General features: G+C 73.6%; 17 protein-coding genes and 1 pseudogene. 13 read left to right on the top strand and 5 right to left on the bottom strand.

Translation table 11 applies throughout. From position 1 onward, the window contains the following. The first annotated feature begins 14 nt into the window (after positions 1-14). The gene (locus CHB94_RS21090) at positions 15-986 is read left to right on the top strand and encodes a DUF2332 domain-containing protein (protein WP_217899418.1); all 972 of its coding nucleotides are present in this window, start codon (positions 15-17) and stop codon (positions 984-986) included. 1 nt (position 987) lies between these two features. Here the strand turns inward: CHB94_RS21090 and CHB94_RS21085 are convergent, their stop codons facing one another. Beyond that, positions 988-1761, bottom strand: a complete 774-nt coding sequence (locus tag CHB94_RS21085; RefSeq protein ID WP_089338521.1) for a polyphosphate kinase 2 family protein — start codon at positions 1759-1761, stop codon at positions 988-990. Positions 1762-1919: 158 nt separating this feature from the next. After that, the gene (locus tag CHB94_RS21080) at positions 1920-2567 is read right to left on the bottom strand and encodes a TrmH family RNA methyltransferase (RefSeq protein ID WP_089338520.1); all 648 of its coding nucleotides are present in this window, start codon (positions 2565-2567) and stop codon (positions 1920-1922) included. A gap of 33 nt (positions 2568-2600) precedes the next feature. Between CHB94_RS21080 and rlmN the strand changes: the two genes are divergently transcribed. Together rlmN and CHB94_RS21070 are read left to right on the top strand one after the other, a co-directional pair. Next, the gene (gene rlmN, locus CHB94_RS21075; RefSeq protein WP_176445679.1) at positions 2601-3776 is read left to right on the top strand and encodes a dual-specificity RNA methyltransferase RlmN; all 1176 of its coding nucleotides are present in this window, start codon (positions 2601-2603) and stop codon (positions 3774-3776) included. 73 nt (positions 3777-3849) lie between these two features. Next, the gene (locus CHB94_RS21070) at positions 3850-4566 is read left to right on the top strand and encodes a VIT1/CCC1 transporter family protein (protein ID WP_089338518.1); all 717 of its coding nucleotides are present in this window, start codon (positions 3850-3852) and stop codon (positions 4564-4566) included. Positions 4567-4626: 60 nt separating this feature from the next. Here the strand turns inward: CHB94_RS21070 and CHB94_RS21065 are convergent, their stop codons facing one another. Then, on the bottom strand, positions 4627-4914 hold the full coding sequence (locus CHB94_RS21065) for a DUF2631 domain-containing protein (protein WP_089338517.1): 288 nt from the start codon (positions 4912-4914) through the stop codon (positions 4627-4629). Positions 4915-5090: 176 nt separating this feature from the next. On the opposite strand from CHB94_RS21065, the gene dxr reads away from it, so the two are divergent. From dxr to CHB94_RS21040, 5 genes are all read left to right on the top strand, one after another. After that, positions 5091-6287 carry a 1-deoxy-D-xylulose-5-phosphate reductoisomerase gene (dxr, locus tag CHB94_RS21060; protein ID WP_089338516.1) on the top strand — a complete coding sequence of 399 codons (1197 nt, stop codon included), beginning with the start codon at positions 5091-5093 and terminating at the stop codon, positions 6285-6287. A 1-nt stretch (position 6288) separates the two neighbouring features. Continuing rightward, complete coding sequence (locus tag CHB94_RS21055; RefSeq protein ID WP_089338515.1) at positions 6289-7647, top strand: M50 family metallopeptidase; 1359 nt, start codon at positions 6289-6291, stop codon at positions 7645-7647. Between the two features lie 112 nt (positions 7648-7759). Then, positions 7760-8920 carry a flavodoxin-dependent (E)-4-hydroxy-3-methylbut-2-enyl-diphosphate synthase gene (ispG, locus tag CHB94_RS21050; protein WP_089338514.1) on the top strand — a complete coding sequence of 387 codons (1161 nt, stop codon included), beginning with the start codon at positions 7760-7762 and terminating at the stop codon, positions 8918-8920. 22 nt (positions 8921-8942) lie between these two features. Continuing rightward, entirely contained in the window at positions 8943-9794 is an 852-nt protein-coding gene (locus tag CHB94_RS21045; protein WP_089338513.1) for a GNAT family N-acetyltransferase, read from the top strand. A gap of 78 nt (positions 9795-9872) precedes the next feature. Further along, complete coding sequence (locus CHB94_RS21040) at positions 9873-11777, top strand: penicillin-binding transpeptidase domain-containing protein (protein WP_254920823.1); 1905 nt, start codon at positions 9873-9875, stop codon at positions 11775-11777. Between the two features lie 155 nt (positions 11778-11932). Here CHB94_RS21040 and CHB94_RS21035 read toward each other — a convergent pair whose 3' ends face one another. After that, positions 11933-12406 (bottom strand): ferritin-like domain-containing protein, encoded by a 474-nt coding sequence (locus tag CHB94_RS21035; protein WP_089338512.1) that lies wholly within the window; start codon positions 12404-12406, stop codon positions 11933-11935. A 12-nt stretch (positions 12407-12418) separates the two neighbouring features. After that, positions 12419-12907, bottom strand: a complete 489-nt coding sequence (locus CHB94_RS21030) for a hypothetical protein (RefSeq protein ID WP_089338511.1) — start codon at positions 12905-12907, stop codon at positions 12419-12421. Between the two features lie 286 nt (positions 12908-13193). Between CHB94_RS21030 and rimP the strand changes: the two genes are divergently transcribed. The 5 genes and pseudogenes from rimP (at position 13194) to infB (ending at position 18514) form a co-directional block, all read left to right on the top strand. Further along, positions 13194-13853 (top strand): ribosome maturation factor RimP, encoded by a 660-nt coding sequence (rimP, locus tag CHB94_RS21025; protein WP_089338510.1) that lies wholly within the window; start codon positions 13194-13196, stop codon positions 13851-13853. Then, positions 13850-14968, top strand: a complete 1119-nt coding sequence (gene nusA / locus CHB94_RS21020; protein WP_089338509.1) for a transcription termination factor NusA — start codon at positions 13850-13852, stop codon at positions 14966-14968. The genes rimP and nusA overlap by 4 nt, the downstream gene beginning before the upstream one ends. 8 nt (positions 14969-14976) lie before the next feature. Continuing rightward, positions 14977-15324, top strand: a complete 348-nt coding sequence (locus CHB94_RS21015; protein ID WP_089338508.1) for a YlxR family protein — start codon at positions 14977-14979, stop codon at positions 15322-15324. Between the two features lie 154 nt (positions 15325-15478). Continuing rightward, a pseudogene (locus tag CHB94_RS26385) lies at positions 15479-15622 on the top strand (translation initiation factor IF-2 N-terminal domain-containing protein); the annotation flags it as partial. Between the two features lie 1056 nt (positions 15623-16678). Further along, positions 16679-18514 carry a translation initiation factor IF-2 gene (gene infB / locus CHB94_RS26380; protein WP_254920827.1) on the top strand — a complete coding sequence of 612 codons (1836 nt, stop codon included), beginning with the start codon at positions 16679-16681 and terminating at the stop codon, positions 18512-18514. Positions 18515-18571 lie beyond the last annotated feature (57 nt).

The following is an 18571-nucleotide window of genomic DNA, read 5'->3' as shown; positions in this document are numbered from 1 at the left end:
TGCACGATGGGTGAGTGACGGGCGACAAGGTGCTCGTACGGACCGCCCAGCGCTACCGGGCATTCGTCGACGAGGCGGCCGAGGAGTCGCCCACCTATTCCACGCTGGCGGCTGCGGTGGCGCAGGACCGCGACATCCTGCGCTTCCTGGTGGGCCTCCCCGAGGCCAAGCGCCAACCGAACCTGCTCCTCGCGGCCGTCCGGTTCCTCGGGGGCGTGCCGGCGGACGGCGCGGAGCTGCACGACCGGGTCCTGGCCGGCGCCGACCTGCTGCGGGACACCATGCTGGCCCGCGCGACGCAGACCAACGAACCGGCCGGGTGCGCCGCCCTCCTCCCGGCCCTGGCCGTGCTCGACGGTCCACTGGCGCTGGTGGAGGTGGGTGCCTCCGCGGGGCTCTGCCTGTACCCGGACCGGTACAGCTACGAGTTCGATGGGCAGCCGGTCGGGCCCCGGCAGCCGGTGCACCTGCGGTGCAGCACCAGTGGCGGCGTGCCGGTGCCGTCCCGGCTGCCGGAAGTCGTCGCGCGCATCGGCATCGACCTCAACCCCCTCGACGTCACGGACTCCGACGACCTCGCGTGGCTGCGCGCCCTCGTCTGGCCGGGCCCCGCCGAGGCCGGGCGGCTGCAGCGCCTGGACACGGCCGCCGCAGTCGCCGTGCAGGAGCCGCCGACCATGCTGGCCGGGGACCTGGTGGAGCGGCTGCCCGACGCCCTCGACCTCGTCCCGGACGGCGCCACGCCCGTGGTTCTGCACACCGCCGTCCTGCCCTACGTCCCCGAGCCCCACCGCAGCACCTTCGTGGAGCGGGTGCGGAGCCTGCCGGTCCGCTGGATCGCGCAGGAGAGCGCCGGCATGGTGCCGGGCACCGGCCGGACGCACGCGGGCGGCTGGTCCCCCTCCTTCGTGCTGTCGCTGGACGGGCGGCCGCTGGCGCACACCGCGCCGCACGGCGGCCGCGTCGAGTGGCTCGCCGGGAGGTGAGTCAGGCTCCGGCCGCCAACGGGGGATCGGCGTCGATGCCGCGAGCTCGGAGGGCCGACTCGATCGCTTCGCACACCGTACGGACCACCGCGACGCGGGCCCACCGCTTGTCCTCCGCCGCGACGACGTGCCATCGACCGGCGGGATGGTCGGTGCGGTCGAGCATGTCGTCGACGGCGTCCTCGTAGGCCGGCCGCCTCTCCCGGTTGCGCCAGTCCTCAGCGGTGAGCTTCCACGCCCTGTACGGGTCGGCCTGTCGCGACTCGAACCGGCGGAGCTGCTCCTCGGGGGAGAGGTGCATCCAGAACTTGACCAGGATCGTGCCCTCGGCGGCCAGGGTCGTCTCCAGGTCCACGATCTCGGCGTAGGCCCGCTGCCATGCCTCCTCGGGGGCGAAGCCCTCCACCCGCTCGACCAGCACCCGGCCGTACCAGGTGCGGTCGAGCACGGCCATGCCTCCCCACCCCGGCAGCACCGGCCAGAACCGCCAGAGGAAGTGGTGCCGCTTCTCGTCGAACGTGGGTGCGGCGAACTGTGCGACCCGGACGTGCCGGGGGTCCAGCTCGCCGACGAGACGTTTGATCGCCCCGCCCTTGCCCGAGGCGTCCCAGCCCTCGAACAGCACGAGCAGCGGCGGACCGAGCTCACCGGGGCCGATCTGCCCGCCGAGCAGCAGACGTAGGTGCACCAGCCGCTGCTGGGCCTCGACCAGCTGCTTCTTGGCGTCTTTCTTCGACAGGCTGACGGAGAGGTCGGCGTCCGCGAGACGGCTCATGCGCGAAGCCTGGCCGGGTTGCGGCGAAACCGCAGCTCGGCGGGCGCTCAGCGAGCCGGACCCGCCCCGCCGCCGCTCGACCGAGCAGTTGTGGTCGTCCGCGTCGGCGTGTCCGGGCGTGTCGTTGACCGCAACTGCTCAGTCGACCCCAGGGCGGGTCATTCGCCCATCCCGTGCTGCCTCACCCAGGCGTGCATGGCGATGCCGGCGGCCACCCCGGCGTTGATCGACCGGGTGGACCCGAACTGAGCGATGGACAGGACCCCGTCGGCGGCGTGGCGTGCCTCGTCCGACAGGCCGCTGCCCTCCTGACCGAAGAGGAACACACAGGCCCTCGGGAGCTCGGCCGTCTCCAGCGGCCGGGCTCCCGGCAGGTTGTCCACGGCCAGCAGCGGGAGGCCCCGCTCCCGCGTCCAGGTGACCAGCTCGGAGATCCCGGGGTGGTGCCGCACGTGCTGGTAGCGGTCGGTGACCATGGCGCCCCGCCGGTTCCAGCGCTTCTTCCCGACGATGTGCACGGCCTCGGCCAGGAACGCGTTCGCGGTCCGGACGACGGTGCCGATGTTCAGGTCGTGCCGCCAGTTCTCGATGGCCACGTGGAAGGGATGCCGTCGGCGGTCGAGGTCGGCGACGATCGCCTCGACGGTCCAGTACCGGTAGCGGTCGACGACGTTGCGCCGGTCGCCGTGCGCCAGCAGCTCGCGGTCGAACCGCGGGTCGGCCGGCCACGGACCGGGCCAGGGACCCACCCCGACGGAGTCGAGGACGGCCTCCGGCGAGGTGAGTTCGCTCTCCGTGTCGGCCATCGCAGCCAGGCTAGTGGGACCATGGACGACGCCATGACTGCCCTCCCGCTCGTCTTCGACGCCCCCCGCCGGGGGATGCCCCCGCGCCACCTCGCCGACCTGACCCGCGAGGAGGCCCGCGCGGCAGTCACCGAGCTCGGCCACCCGGCGTTCCGCGCCGACCAGCTGGCCCGGCACTTCTACCGCGGCGTGACCGACCCCGCACAGATGACCGATCTCCCGGCCGGGGCCCGCGAGGCGCTCACCGAGGCGCTGCTGCCCGGCCTGCTCACCGTCGTCCGGCACCAGACCGCCGACAACGGGCGCACGCGCAAGACGCTGTGGCGGCTGCACGACGGCGCGCTGGTCGAGAGCGTGCTGATGCGCTACCCCGACCGTGCGACGGTGTGCATCTCCAGCCAGGCCGGCTGCGGGATGGCCTGCCCCTTCTGCGCGACCGGGCAGAGCGGCCTGACGCGCAACCTGTCCGCTGCCGAGATCATCGGCCAGGCGGTCGCCGCCGCCGCGGCCATGGCGAACGGCGAGATCGAGGGTGGGCCGGGGCGGCTGTCCAACGTCGTCTTCATGGGCATGGGGGAGCCGCTGGCCAACTACGCCCGCGTCCGCAAGACCCTCGACGCCCTGCTTACCCCGGCGCCGCACGGGCTCGGCCTCTCGCAGCGCTCGGTGACGGTGTCCACGGTGGGCTTGGTGCCGGCCATCCGGCGGCTGACCGACGAGGGCCGCAACGTCACGCTCGCCGTCAGCCTGCACGCGCCGGACGACGAGCTGCGCGACACGCTGGTGCCGATCAACACCCGCTGGAAGGTCGGCGAGGTCATCGACGCCGCCGACGCCTACGCACGGAAGACCGGCCGCCGGTACTCGGTCGAGTACGCCTTGATCCGCGACGTGAACGACCAGCCGTTCCGTGCCGACCTCCTCGGCACGCTGCTCGCGGGCAAGCTCGCGCACGTCAACCTGATCCCGCTGAACCCGACGCCGGGCAGCCCCTGGGACGCCAGCCCGCTCCCGGCGCAGCGCGAGTTCGTCGCGCGGCTGCGCGCCGCCGGGGTCGCGACGACGGTCCGCGACACCCGCGGTCAGGACATCGACGGTGCCTGCGGTCAGCTGGCCGCCGCCGACCGGGTCGAGGGCGTCCCCAGCGTCGCCGTGCCGGTGCCCTCCGTCGAGCCCCCGGTCGAGCTGGGCGCGGAGGGCGATTCGTGAGCCGGCTCGCGAGCTCACGCCTGGGTACGGCAGTTCCGCGACCGGGGTCGACGAGCGGCGGCGAGGAGGACTCGTGAATTCGGCTCCGCCGGAGGCCGAGGCGCACGAGCACAGTCACGCCGACGTCTCCGGCGGGTGGCTGCGGGCGGCCGTCTTCGGAGCCATGGACGGCCTGGTCACCAACACCGCGCTCGTCGCGGGCGTGGGCGGCGGCGGTGCGCCCCCACGGGCGATCGTGCTGGCCGGTGGCGCCAGCCTCGTGGCCGGGGCCATCTCGATGGCGCTCGGCGAGTACACGTCGGTCAGGACGCAGAACGAGCAGCTCGACCTCGAGGTCGAGAAGGAGCGCCGGGAGCTCGAGCGCAACCCCGAGGGAGAGCTCGCGGAACTGGTCCAGATGCTGCGGGTGCGCGGTGTGGACGAGGCCCTGGCCCACGACGTCGCCGTGCAGTTGTCGCGCGATCCCGCGACGGCGCTGCGGCTGCACGTCGTCGCCGAGCTCGGGCTCAACCCGGAGGACAAGCCGTCCCCGCGCGTCGCTGCGGTCTCCTCGTTCCTGACCTTCGCGACGGGTGCCCTGATCCCGTTGCTGCCCTACCTCTTCGGCGTCTCGCTGCTGTGGGTCGCGCTCCTCTGCGGCGGGCTGGGACTGCTGGTCGCCGGTGCGCTGTCGGCGCGGTTCACGCCGCGGCCGTGGTGGTACGCGGCGCTGCGCCAGCTGCTGTTCGGCGTGGCCGCGGCGGGGATCACCTATGCCGTCGGCTCACTGATCGGCGTCACGGTCGCCTGAGGACGGACCTCCTCCTCCCCACCCCTCGCAAGCTCGGGGCGGTGCCCTGGAGGAGGCCGGTCAGCGGCTGCGCCAGGCGTTCTTCCGGCGACGGATGTCCCACAGCAGGATGAGCACCATGATCAGGGCGATGCCGAACAGCCAGAGATCCTCCATCCGGCCCTCGTGGTTGCCGTAGAGGTAGCTCAGGAGGATCACCACCGAGATCCACGCGCCGATCCGGCCCTTCCTGCCGGTCTCGCCGTGCCAGCCCCAGTCCTCGGGCCGCTCGTGCTCCACCGGGTGGTCACCGACGCGGACGACGCCCTCTTCACGACCGGGCTGGTTGACCCGCTGCGTCTCGCTCACGCGTTACTCCTCGCTGGCGCTCGTCGACCGCCTTCGCGGCGCTGCCCTGTCCTGTCCTGTCTCGCGCGTTCGCGAGCAGCGACATTCTGGCAGCAGCCGGCGTCGAGCACCGGAGGAGGTGGCCGAGCTACGGCGTGCCGTGATGCGGGCGAGCGGCCTCGGGAAGGATGCAGCGCGTGAGTTCACCCCGCCAGGTCACGCTCCTCGGCTCCACCGGCTCGATCGGCCGGCAGGCGATCGCTGTCGCGGAGCAGAACCCCGACCGGCTGCAGATCACCGGCCTGGCCGCCGGGGGCGGGGATGTCGGGCTGCTCGCGGAGCAGGCGCTGACCCTCGGCGTCCGCACGGTCGCCGTCGCCCGCGCCACGGCCGCGCAGGATCTGCAGCTGGCCTTCTACGCCGCCGCCAGCAAGCGCGGCTGGTCGAAGGGGGAGTACTCGCTGCCGGAGATCCTGGCCGGGCCCCGGGCGGCCGAGGAGCTCGCCGCCCGCCCCGCCGACGTCGTCCTCAACGGCATCACCGGCTCGATCGGGCTGCGTCCCACGCTCTCGGCACTCGGGGCTGGGCGCACCGTGGCGCTGGCGAACAAGGAGTCGCTGATCGCCGGCGGCGCCCTGGTGACCGCGGCCGCCGCCCCGGGCCAGCTGGTGCCCGTCGACTCCGAGCACTCCGCCCTGGCGCAGTGCCTGCGCAGTGGTGCCCGTGGCGAGGTGGGGCGGCTCGTCCTCACCGCCAGCGGCGGTCCCTTCCGCGGCCGCACCGCCGAGCAGCTCACCGGCGTGACCGTGGAGGAGGCGATGGCCCATCCCACGTGGGACATGGGGCCGGTGATCACCATCAACTCCGCGACCCTGGTCAACAAGGGCCTGGAGCTGATCGAGGCCCACCTGCTCTTCGACGTGCCCTACGCCGACATCGACGTCGTGGTCCATCCGCAGTCGATCGTCCACTCGATGGTGACCTTCGTCGACGGCGCGACGATCGCCCAGGCGAGCCCCCCGGACATGCGCCTCCCGATCGCCCTCGCCCTGGCCTGGCCCGACCGCCTGCCCGTCGTGCAGCCGGCCCTGGACTGGACGGCCGCGAGCACCTGGGAGTTCGCCCCGCTCGACGAGGTGGCGTTCCCCGCGGTCCGGCTCGCGCGCCTCGCGGGCGAGGCCGGCGGCGTCGTCCCGGCGCTGTACAACGCGGCCAACGAGGAGGCCGTCGCCGCCTTCGTGGCGGGTCGGCTGTCCTTCCGCGGCATCGTCGACCTCGTCGCGCGTACCCTCGACGACGCGCCGGACTTCGGCGTACCGACCTGCGTCGAGGACGTGCTGGCCGCCGAGAAGTGGGCCCGGGAGCACGCCCGGGGCGTCATCTCCGGAGGCTGAGCTGAGCGCGACCCTGCTGACCGTCCTCGGCGTCGTCGCCTTCGCGATCGGCCTCCTCTTCTCCATCGCCTTCCACGAGGCCGGCCATTTCTTCTGGGCGCGGAAGTTCGGCATGCGCGTGCCGCAGTTCATGGTCGGCTTCGGCCCGACGGTGTTCTCCCGGCGACGCGGTGAGACCGAGTACGGCATCAAGGCGATCCCGCTGGGTGGCTACATCCGCATCGTCGGCATGATCCCGCCGGTCGAGGAGGGCGAGAGCAAGCGCGCCACCCGCATGCGCAGCTTCATCGCCGAGGTGCGCGGCCAGGCGCTCGACGACGTCCTGCCCTCGGACGACGGCCGGGTCTTCTACGCCAAGCCCTGGTGGCAGCGGGTCATCGTGATGTTCGCCGGCCCCTTCCACAACCTGGTGCTCGCGGTCGTGTTCTTCACGGTCCTGCTGACCACCGTGGGGCCCGCGGTGTCCACCACCACGCTGCGGACGGTCCCGGAGTGCGTGCTCCCCGCCGGTGCGGCCCAGGACGCCACCTGCAGCACGCCGGTCGACGAGCAGGGCCAACTGTGCGAGGCGGGCGCCGATGCGTGTGCCCGTCCCGAGCAGAGCCCGGCGGCGAAGGCCGGCCTGCGCCCCGGGGACACCCTCGTCGCCATCGACGGACAGCCGCTGGACCGTACGGCCTACGACAGCTGGACCCTCGTGCAGGAGGCGATCCGGGGTTCGGCCGGCGAGCCGATCGACCTGACGATCGAGCGTGACGGCGAGCGGCGCCAACTGACCGTCACCCCGATCGAGAACACCGTCTACACCGACGCGTCCGGCCGGGAGACCGCCACTGCCGGCTACCTCGGCATCAGCCCGGTCCAGGAGTTCGCCCGCCAGTCCGTGAGCGACGTGCCCGGCTACTTCGGCATGGTCGTCGCGCAGTCGGTGGCGCGGTTGGTGGAGATTCCCGAGCGCATCCCGCAGCTGTTCCGGGCGGCGTTCCTCGGGGAGGAGCGGGACGTGAACGGGCCGATCGGCGTCGTCGGCGTCGGCCGGATCTCCGGTGAGGTGTTCGCCCTCGAGGACTTCTCGACCGAGCAGAAGCTGAGCATGTTCCTCAGCCTGCTGGCGAGCATCAACCTCGTGCTGTTCCTCTTCAACCTGCTGCCGATCTATCCGCTGGACGGCGGGCACATCGCCGGGGCGCTGTACGAGAAGGCCCGCTCCACGGTCGCCCGACTGCGGGGCCGGCCGGACCCGGGCCCCTTCGACATCGCCCGGTTGATGCCGGTGGCCTACCTAGTCGCCGGTGTGTTCCTGGCCCTGTCCGCGCTGCTGTTGGTCGCCGACATCGTCAACCCGATCACCCTGGGCTGACGCCGCAGCCGGTCGGGAGAGGGATCCCCGGTCCGACGCCGCCCGCCGTTCCCCGGCGCACGTCACAGCCGGGTCACCGGCACGGTCGCGGGCGCAGGGGATACTGGCTGGCATGGCGATCCCCGTCGGTCTCGGCATGCCGGCTGCACCCCCTCCCGTCCTCGCCCCCCGGCGGAAGACCCGTCAGCTCGACGTGGGCGGGGTGGGCGTGGGCAGCGACTTCCCGGTGAGCGTGCAGTCGATGTGCACCACCAAGACCGCCGACATCAACGCCACGCTGCAGCAGATCGCCGAGCTCACCGCCTCCGGCTGCCAGATCGTGCGCGTCGCGGTGCCCGACACCGACGACGCCGAGGCGCTGCCGATCATCGCCAAGAAGTCGCAGATCCCGGTGATCGCCGACATCCACTTCCAGCCGCGGTACGTGTTCGCCGCCATCGAGGCCGGCTGTGCGGCCGTCCGGGTGAACCCGGGCAACATCAAGAAGTTCGACGACAAGGTCGGCGAGATCGCGCGGGCGGCCAAGGCCGCCGGGACCCCGATCCGGATCGGGGTCAACGCCGGCTCACTCGACAAGCGGCTGCTGGCCAAGTACGGCAAGGCGACGCCGGAGGCCCTGGTGGAGTCGGCCCTGTGGGAGTGCTCGCTCTTCGAGGAGCACGACTTCCGCGACATCAAGATCTCGGTCAAGCACAACGACCCGGTGGTCATGGTGCGCGCCTACGAGCTGCTGGCCGCCCAGTGCGACTACCCCCTGCACCTCGGCGTGACCGAGGCCGGCCCCGCCTTCCAGGGCACGATCAAGTCCGCGGTCGCCTTCGGCGCGCTGCTGTCGCAGGGCATCGGCGACACGATCCGGGTCTCGCTGTCCGCCCCGCCGGTCGAGGAGGTGAAGGTCGGCAACCAGATCCTGGAATCGCTGAACCTGCGCCGGCGCGGGCTGGAGATCGTCAGCTGCCCCTCGTGCGGGCGCGCGCAGGTCGACGTCTACAAGCTGGCCGACGAGGTCACCGCCGGGCTGGAGGGGATGGAGGTCCCGCTCCGTGTCGCCGTCATGGGCTGCGTCGTCAACGGCCCCGGTGAGGCGCGGGAGGCCGACCTCGGCGTCGCCTCCGGCAACGGCAAGGGCCAGATCTTCGTGAAGGGCGAGGTCGTCAAGACCGTCCCCGAATCGCAGATCGTGGAGACCCTGATCGAGGAGGCCATGCGGATCGCCGAGGAGCAGACGGCGGCGGGAACGCCCGCGGGGTCGCCCGTCGTGAGCGTCAGCTGACTCCGGGCAGCCGGACCCGACCGTGCTCCGAACGCCCACCGCCCGCGTCCTCGACGAGGGCGACGAGGCCGCCGTCCACCGGTTGCTGGCCACCGACCCCGTCGCGGCGTGCGTCCTCGCCGGACGGATCGAGACGGCCGGCACCGCTGCGGCCTCGCTCGGCGCGCCGCTGTGGGGCTTCGGTGCGGGGAACGAGCTCGAGGCGGTCTGTCTGGCCGGAGCCAACCTGATCCCCTTCGCGGTGCCGGGGGCCGAGCGCGCCGCGGCAGCCGCCTTCGCGGAACGCGCCCGGCGCGCCGGGCGACGCTGCTCGACGATCGTCGGCCAGGCCGCATCCGTATCGCCCCTCTGGGACCTGCTCGCGCCGTACTGGGGGCCCGCCCGCGACCACCGGCCCCGCCAGCCGCTGATGGCCATCGACGGCCCGGCCGCCGTGGCCGCCGAGCCCCGGGTCCGGCCGGTGCTGCCCACCGAGCTCGAGACCCTCCTCCCGGCCGCTGTCGCGATGTTCACCGAGGAGGTCGGCGTGAGCCCGCTGCGCGTCGACGGCGGTGCCGGCTACCGCGCCCGGGTGGCGGAGATGGTGCGGGCCGGGCTGTCGCTGGCCTGGATCCAGCACGGCGAGGTCCTCTTCAAGGCCGACATCGGCGCCGTCTCCCGAGCGGCCTGCCAGGTGCAGGGCGTGTGGGTGGCGCCGGCCCACCGCGGCCGCGGCATCGGGACGGCGGGAACGGCAGCGGTCGTCGAGTACGCGCGCGCCGCGATCGCACCCGTCGTCAGCCTGTACGTCAACGACTTCAACACCGCCGCCCGCGCGGCCTACCGCCGGGTGGGCTTCCGGGAGGTCGGGCAGTACGCCAGCGTGCTCTTCTGAGCTGCCCCGTCCGGAGGCTCGCGTCGAGCGCAGCGAGGCGCGAGGGGGACGGGGTCCTCTTTCTGACAGTCTGTCGCCGTGCCGCCGTGGACACCACCTCGCCCCACCCTCGCCCTCGCCACCGCGCTCCTGGTGGTGAGCGTTCCCGTCCTCGGGGCCTGCTCCCGGAACTCGGAGGGCGACGTCCGCGACGCGGCGAAGAGCTTCCTCGACGCGTGGGCCGGCGGTGACACCGCCGCCGCCGCGCGGGCCACGACCGACCCCGACGCGGCCACCGCGCTCCTGGAGCAGACCGCGACGGACCTGCCCGACGCCGTGCTCAGCACCGAGCTCGGGTCCGTCACCGTCGACGGCGGGACCGCCACCGTCGGCTGGACCGCCACCTGGGACCTCGCGGCCGCACCCGAGTGGAGCTACGAGTCGACGCTCCGCCTGGCGGAGGGCGACGAGGAGTGGCAGGTCGTCGCCGAGCCCGCGCTGGTGCATCCCGAACTGGGGGAGGGACAGCACCTGGAGCTCACCCGCAGGCTGCCGGACCGGGCGGCGATCACCGATGCCACCGGAGTGCCCCTGTTCACGCCCACGGAGGTGGTGAACGTCGGTATCGATCGCGCCCAGGTCACCGATCTGGCGACGCTCGCCGCCGGGCTGTCCGCGGCCACCGGCGTGGCGGCGGACGAGATCGTCGCCGACGTCGAGGCCGCTCCGGAGGGGCAGTTCGTACCCGTCATCACACTGCGCCGGCCCGACTTCGAGGCGATCCGCGCCCAGGTGTTCGACCTGCCCGGCGCGGTCTTCCCGACCGACACCCGCCTGCTGGCGCCGACCCCACGGTTCGCCGTCGCCCTGCTGGGTCGTGTGGGCGCGGCCACGGCGGAGGTCATCGAGGAGTCCGAGGACGACGGGTCCCCGCGCTACGTCGCCGGTGACCAGCTGGGCCTCTCCGGGCTGCAGCGCGTCTTCCAGGAGCAGCTCACGGGCACCCCCGGTTTCACCGTCTCGGTCGTCAGCACCGACGAGGGCACGGCCGACACCGGCGTGGAGATCGGGGGGGTCGAGCCCGCGCCGGGCGAGCCGCTGCGGACGCCGCTGGTCCCTGCTCTGCAGAACGCGGCCGATGCCGCCGTGGCAGGGCAGCAGCTGCCCACCCACCTGGTCGTCGTCCGCCCGGGTTCCGGCGAGATCCTGGCGGTCAGCTCGAACGAGGTCGCGGACGCGAGCAACGCGCTCGGGGGCCAGTTCCCGCCGGGTTCGGCCATGAAGACGATCACCGCCACGGCGCTGCTGTCCGCGGGCGCGGTCACCCCGGGCACCCCGGTGCCCTGCCCGGGGACCACGACCGTCGACGGCCGGGAGTTCGAGAACCAGGACCAGTTCGACCTCGGCACGGTGCCGTTCACCGAGGCGTTCGCGCAGTCGTGCAACACGACGTTCATCCAGCAGGCCCTCGAGCTGCCCGACGGGGCGCTGGCCGAGGCAGCCGGCGCCTACGGCGTGGGAGCGGACTGGAAACTGCCGGTCGGCATCTTCAGCGGCAGCGTGCCCGCCGACAGCACGGGGACGACGAAGGCGGCGAACGCGATCGGCCAGGGCGAGGTGCTGATGAGCCCTGCCCAGCTGGCGCTGGTCGCCGCGGGCATCGCCAGCGGCACCCCTGCCGCGCCCGTCGAGGTTGACGGCGCCGATCCGGCCGGCCCGGCCCCGGCCGGACCTGGTCAACCCGTGCTCGACTCGCTGCGCCCGCTGATGCGGCAGGTCGTGGTCTCGGGGACCGCGTCGGACCTGGCAGACCGAGGCGACGTCTTCGGCAAGACCGGGACCGCCGAGTACGGGAGCAACACCCCGCCGGACTCGCACGGCTGGTTCATGGGGTACCAGCTCGCCGGGCCCCAGGGCGACATCGCCTTCGCCGTCCTGGTCGAGGGCGGTCAGTCCAGCAGTGCGGCGGTCGCCGTCACGGACGCCTTCCTCGGCGGACTCTGAGCACGGCCCCGTCCCGGGTCCCACCCTGAGCTTGCGAGGTCGCATGGCCCCGTCCCGGGTCCCGCCGCGAGCGTGCGGGGGTCGCATGGCCCCGTCCCGGGTCCCGCCGCGAGCCTGCGAGTGGTGGGAAGGACGGGGTCCTTCTGGGGGTCCTTCTACTGCTGCGGCAGGCCGGGGAACGCACGAGTCGCCGGCGTCTGGCCGGCGGTGGCCCGCCAGCCCACGGCGCGCACCTCGGCCGCGGTCAGCGCGCCGACCGCGAGCTCGCGCGTCGTGCGCTCGACGGCCTGGTCGAGCACCCGTACCCACGCCGCGGCGACGCCGTCCTCCAGGACCACGGCGAGCGCGGCCGCGTCGGTCCCCGACAGCACCGGGAACGGGACGGCGTAGCCGCCCGCGGTGTGCACCGGGTCGGCGCCTCGTTCGGCCAGGAGGTCGACGACCCGGTCGCGGGTGTCGCGGTGGGCCGTCTCCGACACCGCGGCGAGGCCCTGTGCGCTCGCGTCGAGCGCCGCACCCACGACGCCGTAACCCCACACCGCGGCGTGCTCGGCCGCGAGGGCCGAGCGGAGCGCCGCGTTCTCGGTGCGCGCGTCGAGCGCACCCGTGTCGGAGGTGTCGTCAGCCATCGTGCGACCTCGTCATGCCAGTCTCCCGTCCTGCCCGGCGAGCCCCGCAGCGATCGATCCCAGCAGCGCCGCGCGGGCGCCGGACTGGTCCACGCACGCCGCGGCGTGGGAAGCCGCCGCCGTCGCCACCTGGGTCCGCAACCACGCGCGGGTCTCCGGCGCCGGAGGCGCGTCACCGGCGGCGGGGGGTGCCGACGACGAGCTGCCCGGTGCCGCCGCGCGCAGGCGGGCCAGCTGCTCGTCGGCCTGTGCCGCGAGGTCAGCGACCTCCGCGGCGAGGGCCGGGTCGGCCGCACCCGCCGCGACGAAGGCGGAGACCACGGCCTCCTGAACCGCCACCTGCGCGCTGAGCTCGTCGGCCTGCCGGCTGGTGACCTTCTCGCGCTCATCGGCGGACGAGGAGGTGCAGCCGGTGGCCAGGACCGCCAGCCCCGCCGCGGAGGCCGCCAGCAGGGTGCGCCGGGAGAAGCCCGGGGGGCAGGAGGGCAGCGGAGGAGACATCGCTGTCATTCTCGCAGCCGGGACGGCTCGGTCCCGGTACTGCGGTCCAGGCGCGTCCGCGTCCGGCACGGACGGACCGTGCGAACCCCGTGCCCGCGTCCGACGGCGCGGGATCGGGGGCCGGCGGCCCGCTCCAGGTGCGTGGTCGGATCACTGTCCTGCGGGCGGTAGCCTGAGCACTTGCCCTCCATCCGGGTCAGACCAGCGCCGAAGGCCGGTCGGTGACCGGATCGGGGGGTCATGGCGTTCCGCACCAGGCGGCCGCTCGAGCCCGGAGGAGGAGACCGTGTCCACCTCTCACGGCACCCAGCGCAGCGACCCGGCCACCGCGCGACTGACCGGCTGGATCGAGCCCGTCGTGGCAGCGGCGGGCTACGACCTGGAGGAGCTCGTCGTCACCCCGGCGGGGCGGCGCAGCGTGGTTCGGGTCGTGGTCGACCGGGACCAGGGGGTCAGCCTCGACGACATCGCGGAGGTCAGCCGGGCGGTGTCGGAGGTGCTGGACGAGAACGACGACGGGATGGGGCGCACGCCGTACGTGCTCGAGGTGAGCAGCCCGGGCGTGGACCGGCCGCTGACCGACCAGCGGCACTGGCGACGCAACATCGGCCGCCTGGTGACCGTGGCCGTCGGCCCTGCCGGCCACACCACCGAGGTCACCGGCCGGATCACTGCGGTGGACCACGCGGGCGTGACCCTCGCCGTCGAGGCGCAGGGCAAGCCCGGCGCGAAGAAGCGTCCCCCGACCCCCCGGCAGGTGCCGTGGGGCGAGCTGGGCAGTGGCCGGGTGCAGGTCGAGTTCGGCCGGCCCGGTCCCGGTGAGGACGAGCTCGCCGGTGACCGGGACGACGACGAGCCGACCGACGACGAGCTGACCGACGACCCGGGGTCCGCCGACGACGACGAGTCCGGCAGCATCCCGCAGGCGCGAGGAGGAGCACAGTGAACATCGACGTCACCGCGCTCAAGGCGGTGGAGCGGGAGAAGGGCATCCCCGCCGACACGGTGATCGAGGCCATCGAGACGGCGCTGGTGACCGCGTACCGGCACGCCGACGGGGCGGCGAAGCACGTGCGCGTCCACGTCGACCGCAAGAGCGGCGAGGTCGCCGTGCTGGCCCAGGAGATCGGCCCGGACGGTGAGGTCGTCCGCGAGTGGGACGACACCCCCTCGGACTTCGGCCGCATCGCGGCCAGCACCGCCAAGCAGGTCATCGTCCAGCGGCTGCGCGACGCCGAGCACGAGCAGACCTTCGGCGAGTACGCCGGCAAGGAGGGCGACATCGTCAGCGGTGTCGTGCAGGCGCACGACCGCCGCAACGTGCAGGGCACGGTGCTCATCGACATCGGCAAGGTGGAGGCGGTCCTGCCGTCGGCCGAGCAGGTGCCCGGCGAGCAGTACACCCACGGCAGCCGGATCAAGGCCTACGTCGTGTCGGTGGCGCGCACCTTCCGCGGTCCGCAGGTCACCGTCTCGCGCACCCACCCCCACCTGGTTCGCAAGCTCTTCGCCCTCGAGGTCCCCGAGATCGCCGACGGCAGCGTCGAGATCGTGGCGGTTGCCCGGGAGGCCGGCCACCGCTCGAAGATCGCCGTGCGCACGAAGGTGCCAGGCCTCAACGCCAAGGGTGCCTGCATCGGCCCGATGGGCCAGCGGGTGCGCAACGTGATGAGCGAGCTGCACGGCGAGAAGATCGACATCGTCGACTGGTCCGACGACCCGGCGTCCTTCGTCGCCTCCGCACTGAGCCCGGCGCGGGTGAACAGCGCCCGCGTCGTCGATTCGCAGGCCAAGGCCGTCCGCGTGATCGTCCCCGACTTCCAGCTGTCGCTGGCGATCGGCAAGGAGGGGCAGAACGCCCGTCTGGCCGCCCGGCTCACCGGCTGCCGGATCGACATCCGCAGCGACGCCCAGCCCGACGACGACGCCGCGACTCCCTCGCCCGGGGTGGGTCGTCCGCCGCTGCGTTCGGGTGCACCGGCGGGCTCGACGGGCGGCCGGACGCCGGCACACCGCCCCCCACCGCGACGCGCGGAACATCCCGGGCCCGCCACGCGCTAGAGTGCGGGGTGGCCGAAACGTCGAAACCGGTACGCACCTGCGTGGGGTGCCGGCAACGCGCTCCGGCCAGTGATCTGCTGCGCGTCGTCGCCCGATCCGGGGCCCTGGTCCCGGATCCCCGGCGGCGGCTCCCCGGCAGGGGAGCATCGGTGCACCCCACTCCGGAGTGTCTGCGCGCAGCGGAGCGACGCCGGGCGTTCACACGGGCGCTCCGCCTCCCAGGAGGCGGCAGCACCCCGCTGGAGGCCGGTCCGCTCCGCGCCTACGTCACCGGTCCTTCCGCGGAGGGATCCGGAGCGCGGGCCGGGACGGGCAGCACGACAGAGGTGGGGCATCGCAGCAGCGCTGCGGAGTGACCACCAGCAGTTCCGAGGTCGGATCGGCACCAGGCCGGTCCGCATGTCGACAGGACGTCGTCGGATGACTCAGCCGTGAAGTTCTCACGATGACCATGCGCCACTAACGACGAGGTCGAGCGGGCAAGCCGCCGGCCTCACCAAGAGGAGACCCGTGCCAGGCAAAGCCCGCGTACACGAACTCGCCAAGGAGTTCGGTGTCGACAGCAAGACCGTGCTCGCCACGCTCAAGGAGCAGGGCGAGTTCGTGAAGTCCGCGTCCTCCACCGTCGAGGCCCCCGTGGCCCGTCGGCTCCGGGAGGCCCTCGGCAGCAGGACCGGTGCCGGTAACGGCTCCCCGGCCCCCAAGCCCGCCCCGCGTCCCAGTGCCCCCGCACCCGCCGCTCCGGCTCCCGCCGCCCCGGCTGCAGCAGCGCCGGCTCCGGCTGCGCCCGCTGCTCCGGTGGCCCGTCCGGCCGCGCCCACGCCGGGTCCGCGTCCGGCCGCACCCGCGCCGCAGGCCCCTGCCGCGAGTGCTCCGACCCAGCAGCCGACCGCCCCGCGGCCGGCCGGTCCCCGTCCGGCAGCTCCCGGTGGGGGCGCTCCCCGCCCGGCCGCTCCCGGTGGGGCCGCTCCCCGTCCCGCAGCTCCCGGCGGAGCCGCTCCCGGCGGTGCCGCTCCCGGCGGTGCCGCTCCCGGCGGTGCCGCTCCCGGCGGTGCCGCTCCCGGCGGTGCCGCTCCCGGCGGTGCCGCTCCCGGTGGTGCACCGGCTCCGGGCCCGCGGCCGGGTCCGCGCCCGGCGCCCCGTCCGGGCAACAACCCCTTCAGCAGCGCGCCACGCCCGCCGGCGGCCGGTGGCCCGGCTCGCCCCGGTCCGGCCGCACCCGGCGCTCCTGGCGCGCGTCCGGCGCCCGGCGGCCCCCGCCCGGGTCCGGGCGGACCTCGTCCCGCTCCGGGTGCCGGTGGTCCGCGTCCGGCTCCCGGTGCCGGCGGTCCCCGCCCGGCTCCCGGTGCCGGTGGTCCGCGTCCCAACCCGGGGATGATGCCCCAGCGTCCCTCGCCGGGCATGATGCCCGGCCGCGCCGCGGGCGCCGGGCGCCCCGGTGGCGGCCCCGGCGGTCCCGGTGGCCGTGGCCGACCCGGTGGTCCCGGCGGCGGCGGTGGCGGTGGCTTCCGTCCCGGTGGCGGCGGCGGTGCCCCCGGTGCGGGAGCTCCCGCGGGCGGTGGCTTCCGCGGCGGCGGCGGCGGTGGCGGTCGCGGTCGTGGCCGTGGTGGCTCGGGTGCCGGCACTGCCGGTGCCTTCGGCCGTCCCGGCGGCCGTGGACCGGTCCGGGGCCGCAAGAGCAAGAAGCAGCGGCGTCAGGAATTCGACTCGATGGCGGCGCCCAGCATGGGCGGCGTCCAGCTGCCCCGCGGCAACGGACAGACCGTCCGGCTGCCCCGTGGCGCCTCGCTGACCGACCTGGCCGAGCGCATCGGCGCCCAGCCGGCCGCCCTGGTCACCGCGTTGTTCCACCTCGGCGAGATGGTCACCGCGACCCAGTCGGTCAACGACGAGACGTTGCAGCTGCTCGGCGCCGAGATCGGCTGGAACATCCAGGTCGTCAGCCCCGAGGACGAGGACCGCGAGCTCCTCGAGACCTTCGACCTCACCTTCGGTGACGAGGAGGGCGACGAGGAGGACTGGTCGTCCCGTCCGCCGGTGGTGACCGTCATGGGTCACGTCGACCACGGGAAGACGAAGCTGCTGGACGCGATCCGCGACGCCAACGTCGTGGCGCGCGAGGCCGGCGGCATCACCCAGCACATCGGTGCCTACCAGGTCGTCACCGAGCTCGAGGGTGTCGAGCGGCCGATCACCTTCATCGACACCCCGGGTCACGAGTCGTTCACCGCGATGCGTGCCCGTGGCGCGAAGGTGACCGACATCGTCGTCCTGGTCGTCGCGGCCGACGACGGCGTCATGCCGCAGACGGTCGAGGCGCTCAACCACGCCCAGGCCGCCGACGTGCCGATCGTGGTCGCGGTGAACAAGGTGGACAAGGAGGGGGCCAACCCCGCCAAGATCCGCCAGCAGCTCACCGAGTACGGCCTGGTCGCCGAGGAGTACGGCGGCGAGACGATGTTCGTCGACGTCTCGGCGATCACCCGGCAGGGCATCGACGACCTGCTCGCGGCGATCCTGCTGACCGCCGACGCCGAGCTGGACCTGCGCGCCAACACCGAGCAGGACCCGCAGGGTGTCGTCATCGAGGGCAAGCTGGACAAGGGCCGCGGCCCCGTCGCCACGGTGCTCGTCCAGCGCGGCACGCTGCGCCAGGGCGACTCGATCGTGGCCGGCGACGCCTACGGCCGCGTCCGGTCGCTGCTCGACGAGCACGGCAACAAGCTCAAGGAAGCCCTCCCGGCCCGCCCCGTGCAGGTCGTGGGGCTCACCTCGGTGCCCCGTGCCGGCGACACCTTCCTGGTCGTCGAGGAGGACCGGGTGGCACGGCAGATCGCCGACCGCCGCCAGGCCCGCATCCGCAACGCGCAGAACGCCTCCATGCGCAAGCGGATCAGCCTCGAGGACCTCGACGCCGCGCTCAAGGAGAACCGCCAGCTCAACCTGATCATCAAGGGCGACAACTCGGGCACCGTCGAGGCGCTCGAAGAGGCGCTGATGAAGATCGAGGTGAGCGACGACATCTCGCTGCGGGTCATCCACCGCGGCGTCGGCGGCATCACCAAGAGCGACATCGACCTGGCGCTGGCCGACGACGTCATCGTCCTGGGCTTCAACGTCCGGGCCGAGGGTCAGGCCACCGAGCTCGCCAACCGCGAGGGCGTGGACGTCCGGTACTACACGGTCATCTACCAGGCCATCGACGAGATCGAGGCCGCTCTCAAGGGCATGCTCAAGCCCGAGTACGAGGAGGTCCAGCTCGGCACGGCGGAGGTCCGCGAGGTCTTCCGGGTGCCGAAGATCGGGAACGTCGCCGGTTCGCTGGTCCGCAGCGGGACGATCGTCCGGAACTCGAAGGCACGCCTTCTCCGCGACGGTGCCGTGGTCGCCGACAACCTGACGGTGGAGTCCCTCCGCCGGTTCAAGGACGACGCGACCGAGGTCCGCGAGGGCTACGAGTGCGGTATCGGCCTCGGGTCGTTCAACGACATCAAGGTCGACGACGTGATCCAGACCTTCGAGATGCGCGAGATCCCGCGCACCTGAGAAGGGACCCGCTGCCCCCTACCGTGAGCGGGTGACGCGCTGGAACGGCCCTCCTGC

This window comes from Blastococcus mobilis (assembly GCF_900188025.1).
Classification (GTDB): domain Bacteria; phylum Actinomycetota; class Actinomycetes; order Mycobacteriales; family Geodermatophilaceae; genus Blastococcus_B; species Blastococcus_B mobilis.
This window is presented reverse-complemented; position numbering and strand designations above follow the sequence as displayed.

Bases quoted from the DNA above. Each gene is read 5' to 3' on its own strand.
- rlmN (WP_176445679.1), top strand. From the start codon at position 2,601: ATGACTGCCCTCCCGCTCGTCTTCGACGCCCCCCGCCGGGGGATGCCC.
- ispG (WP_089338514.1), top strand. From the start codon at position 7,760: ATGGCGATCCCCGTCGGTCTCGGCATGCCGGCTGCACCCCCTCCCGTC.
- CHB94_RS21030 (WP_089338511.1), bottom strand. From the start codon at position 12,907: ATGTCTCCTCCGCTGCCCTCCTGCCCCCCGGGCTTCTCCCGGCGCACC.
- infB (WP_254920827.1), top strand. From the start codon at position 16,679: ATGGCGGCGCCCAGCATGGGCGGCGTCCAGCTGCCCCGCGGCAACGGA.
- CHB94_RS21080 (WP_089338520.1), bottom strand. From the start codon at position 2,567: ATGGCCGACACGGAGAGCGAACTCACCTCGCCGGAGGCCGTCCTCGAC.
- CHB94_RS21035 (WP_089338512.1), bottom strand. From the start codon at position 12,406: ATGGCTGACGACACCTCCGACACGGGTGCGCTCGACGCGCGCACCGAG.
- CHB94_RS21085 (WP_089338521.1), bottom strand. From the start codon at position 1,761: ATGAGCCGTCTCGCGGACGCCGACCTCTCCGTCAGCCTGTCGAAGAAA.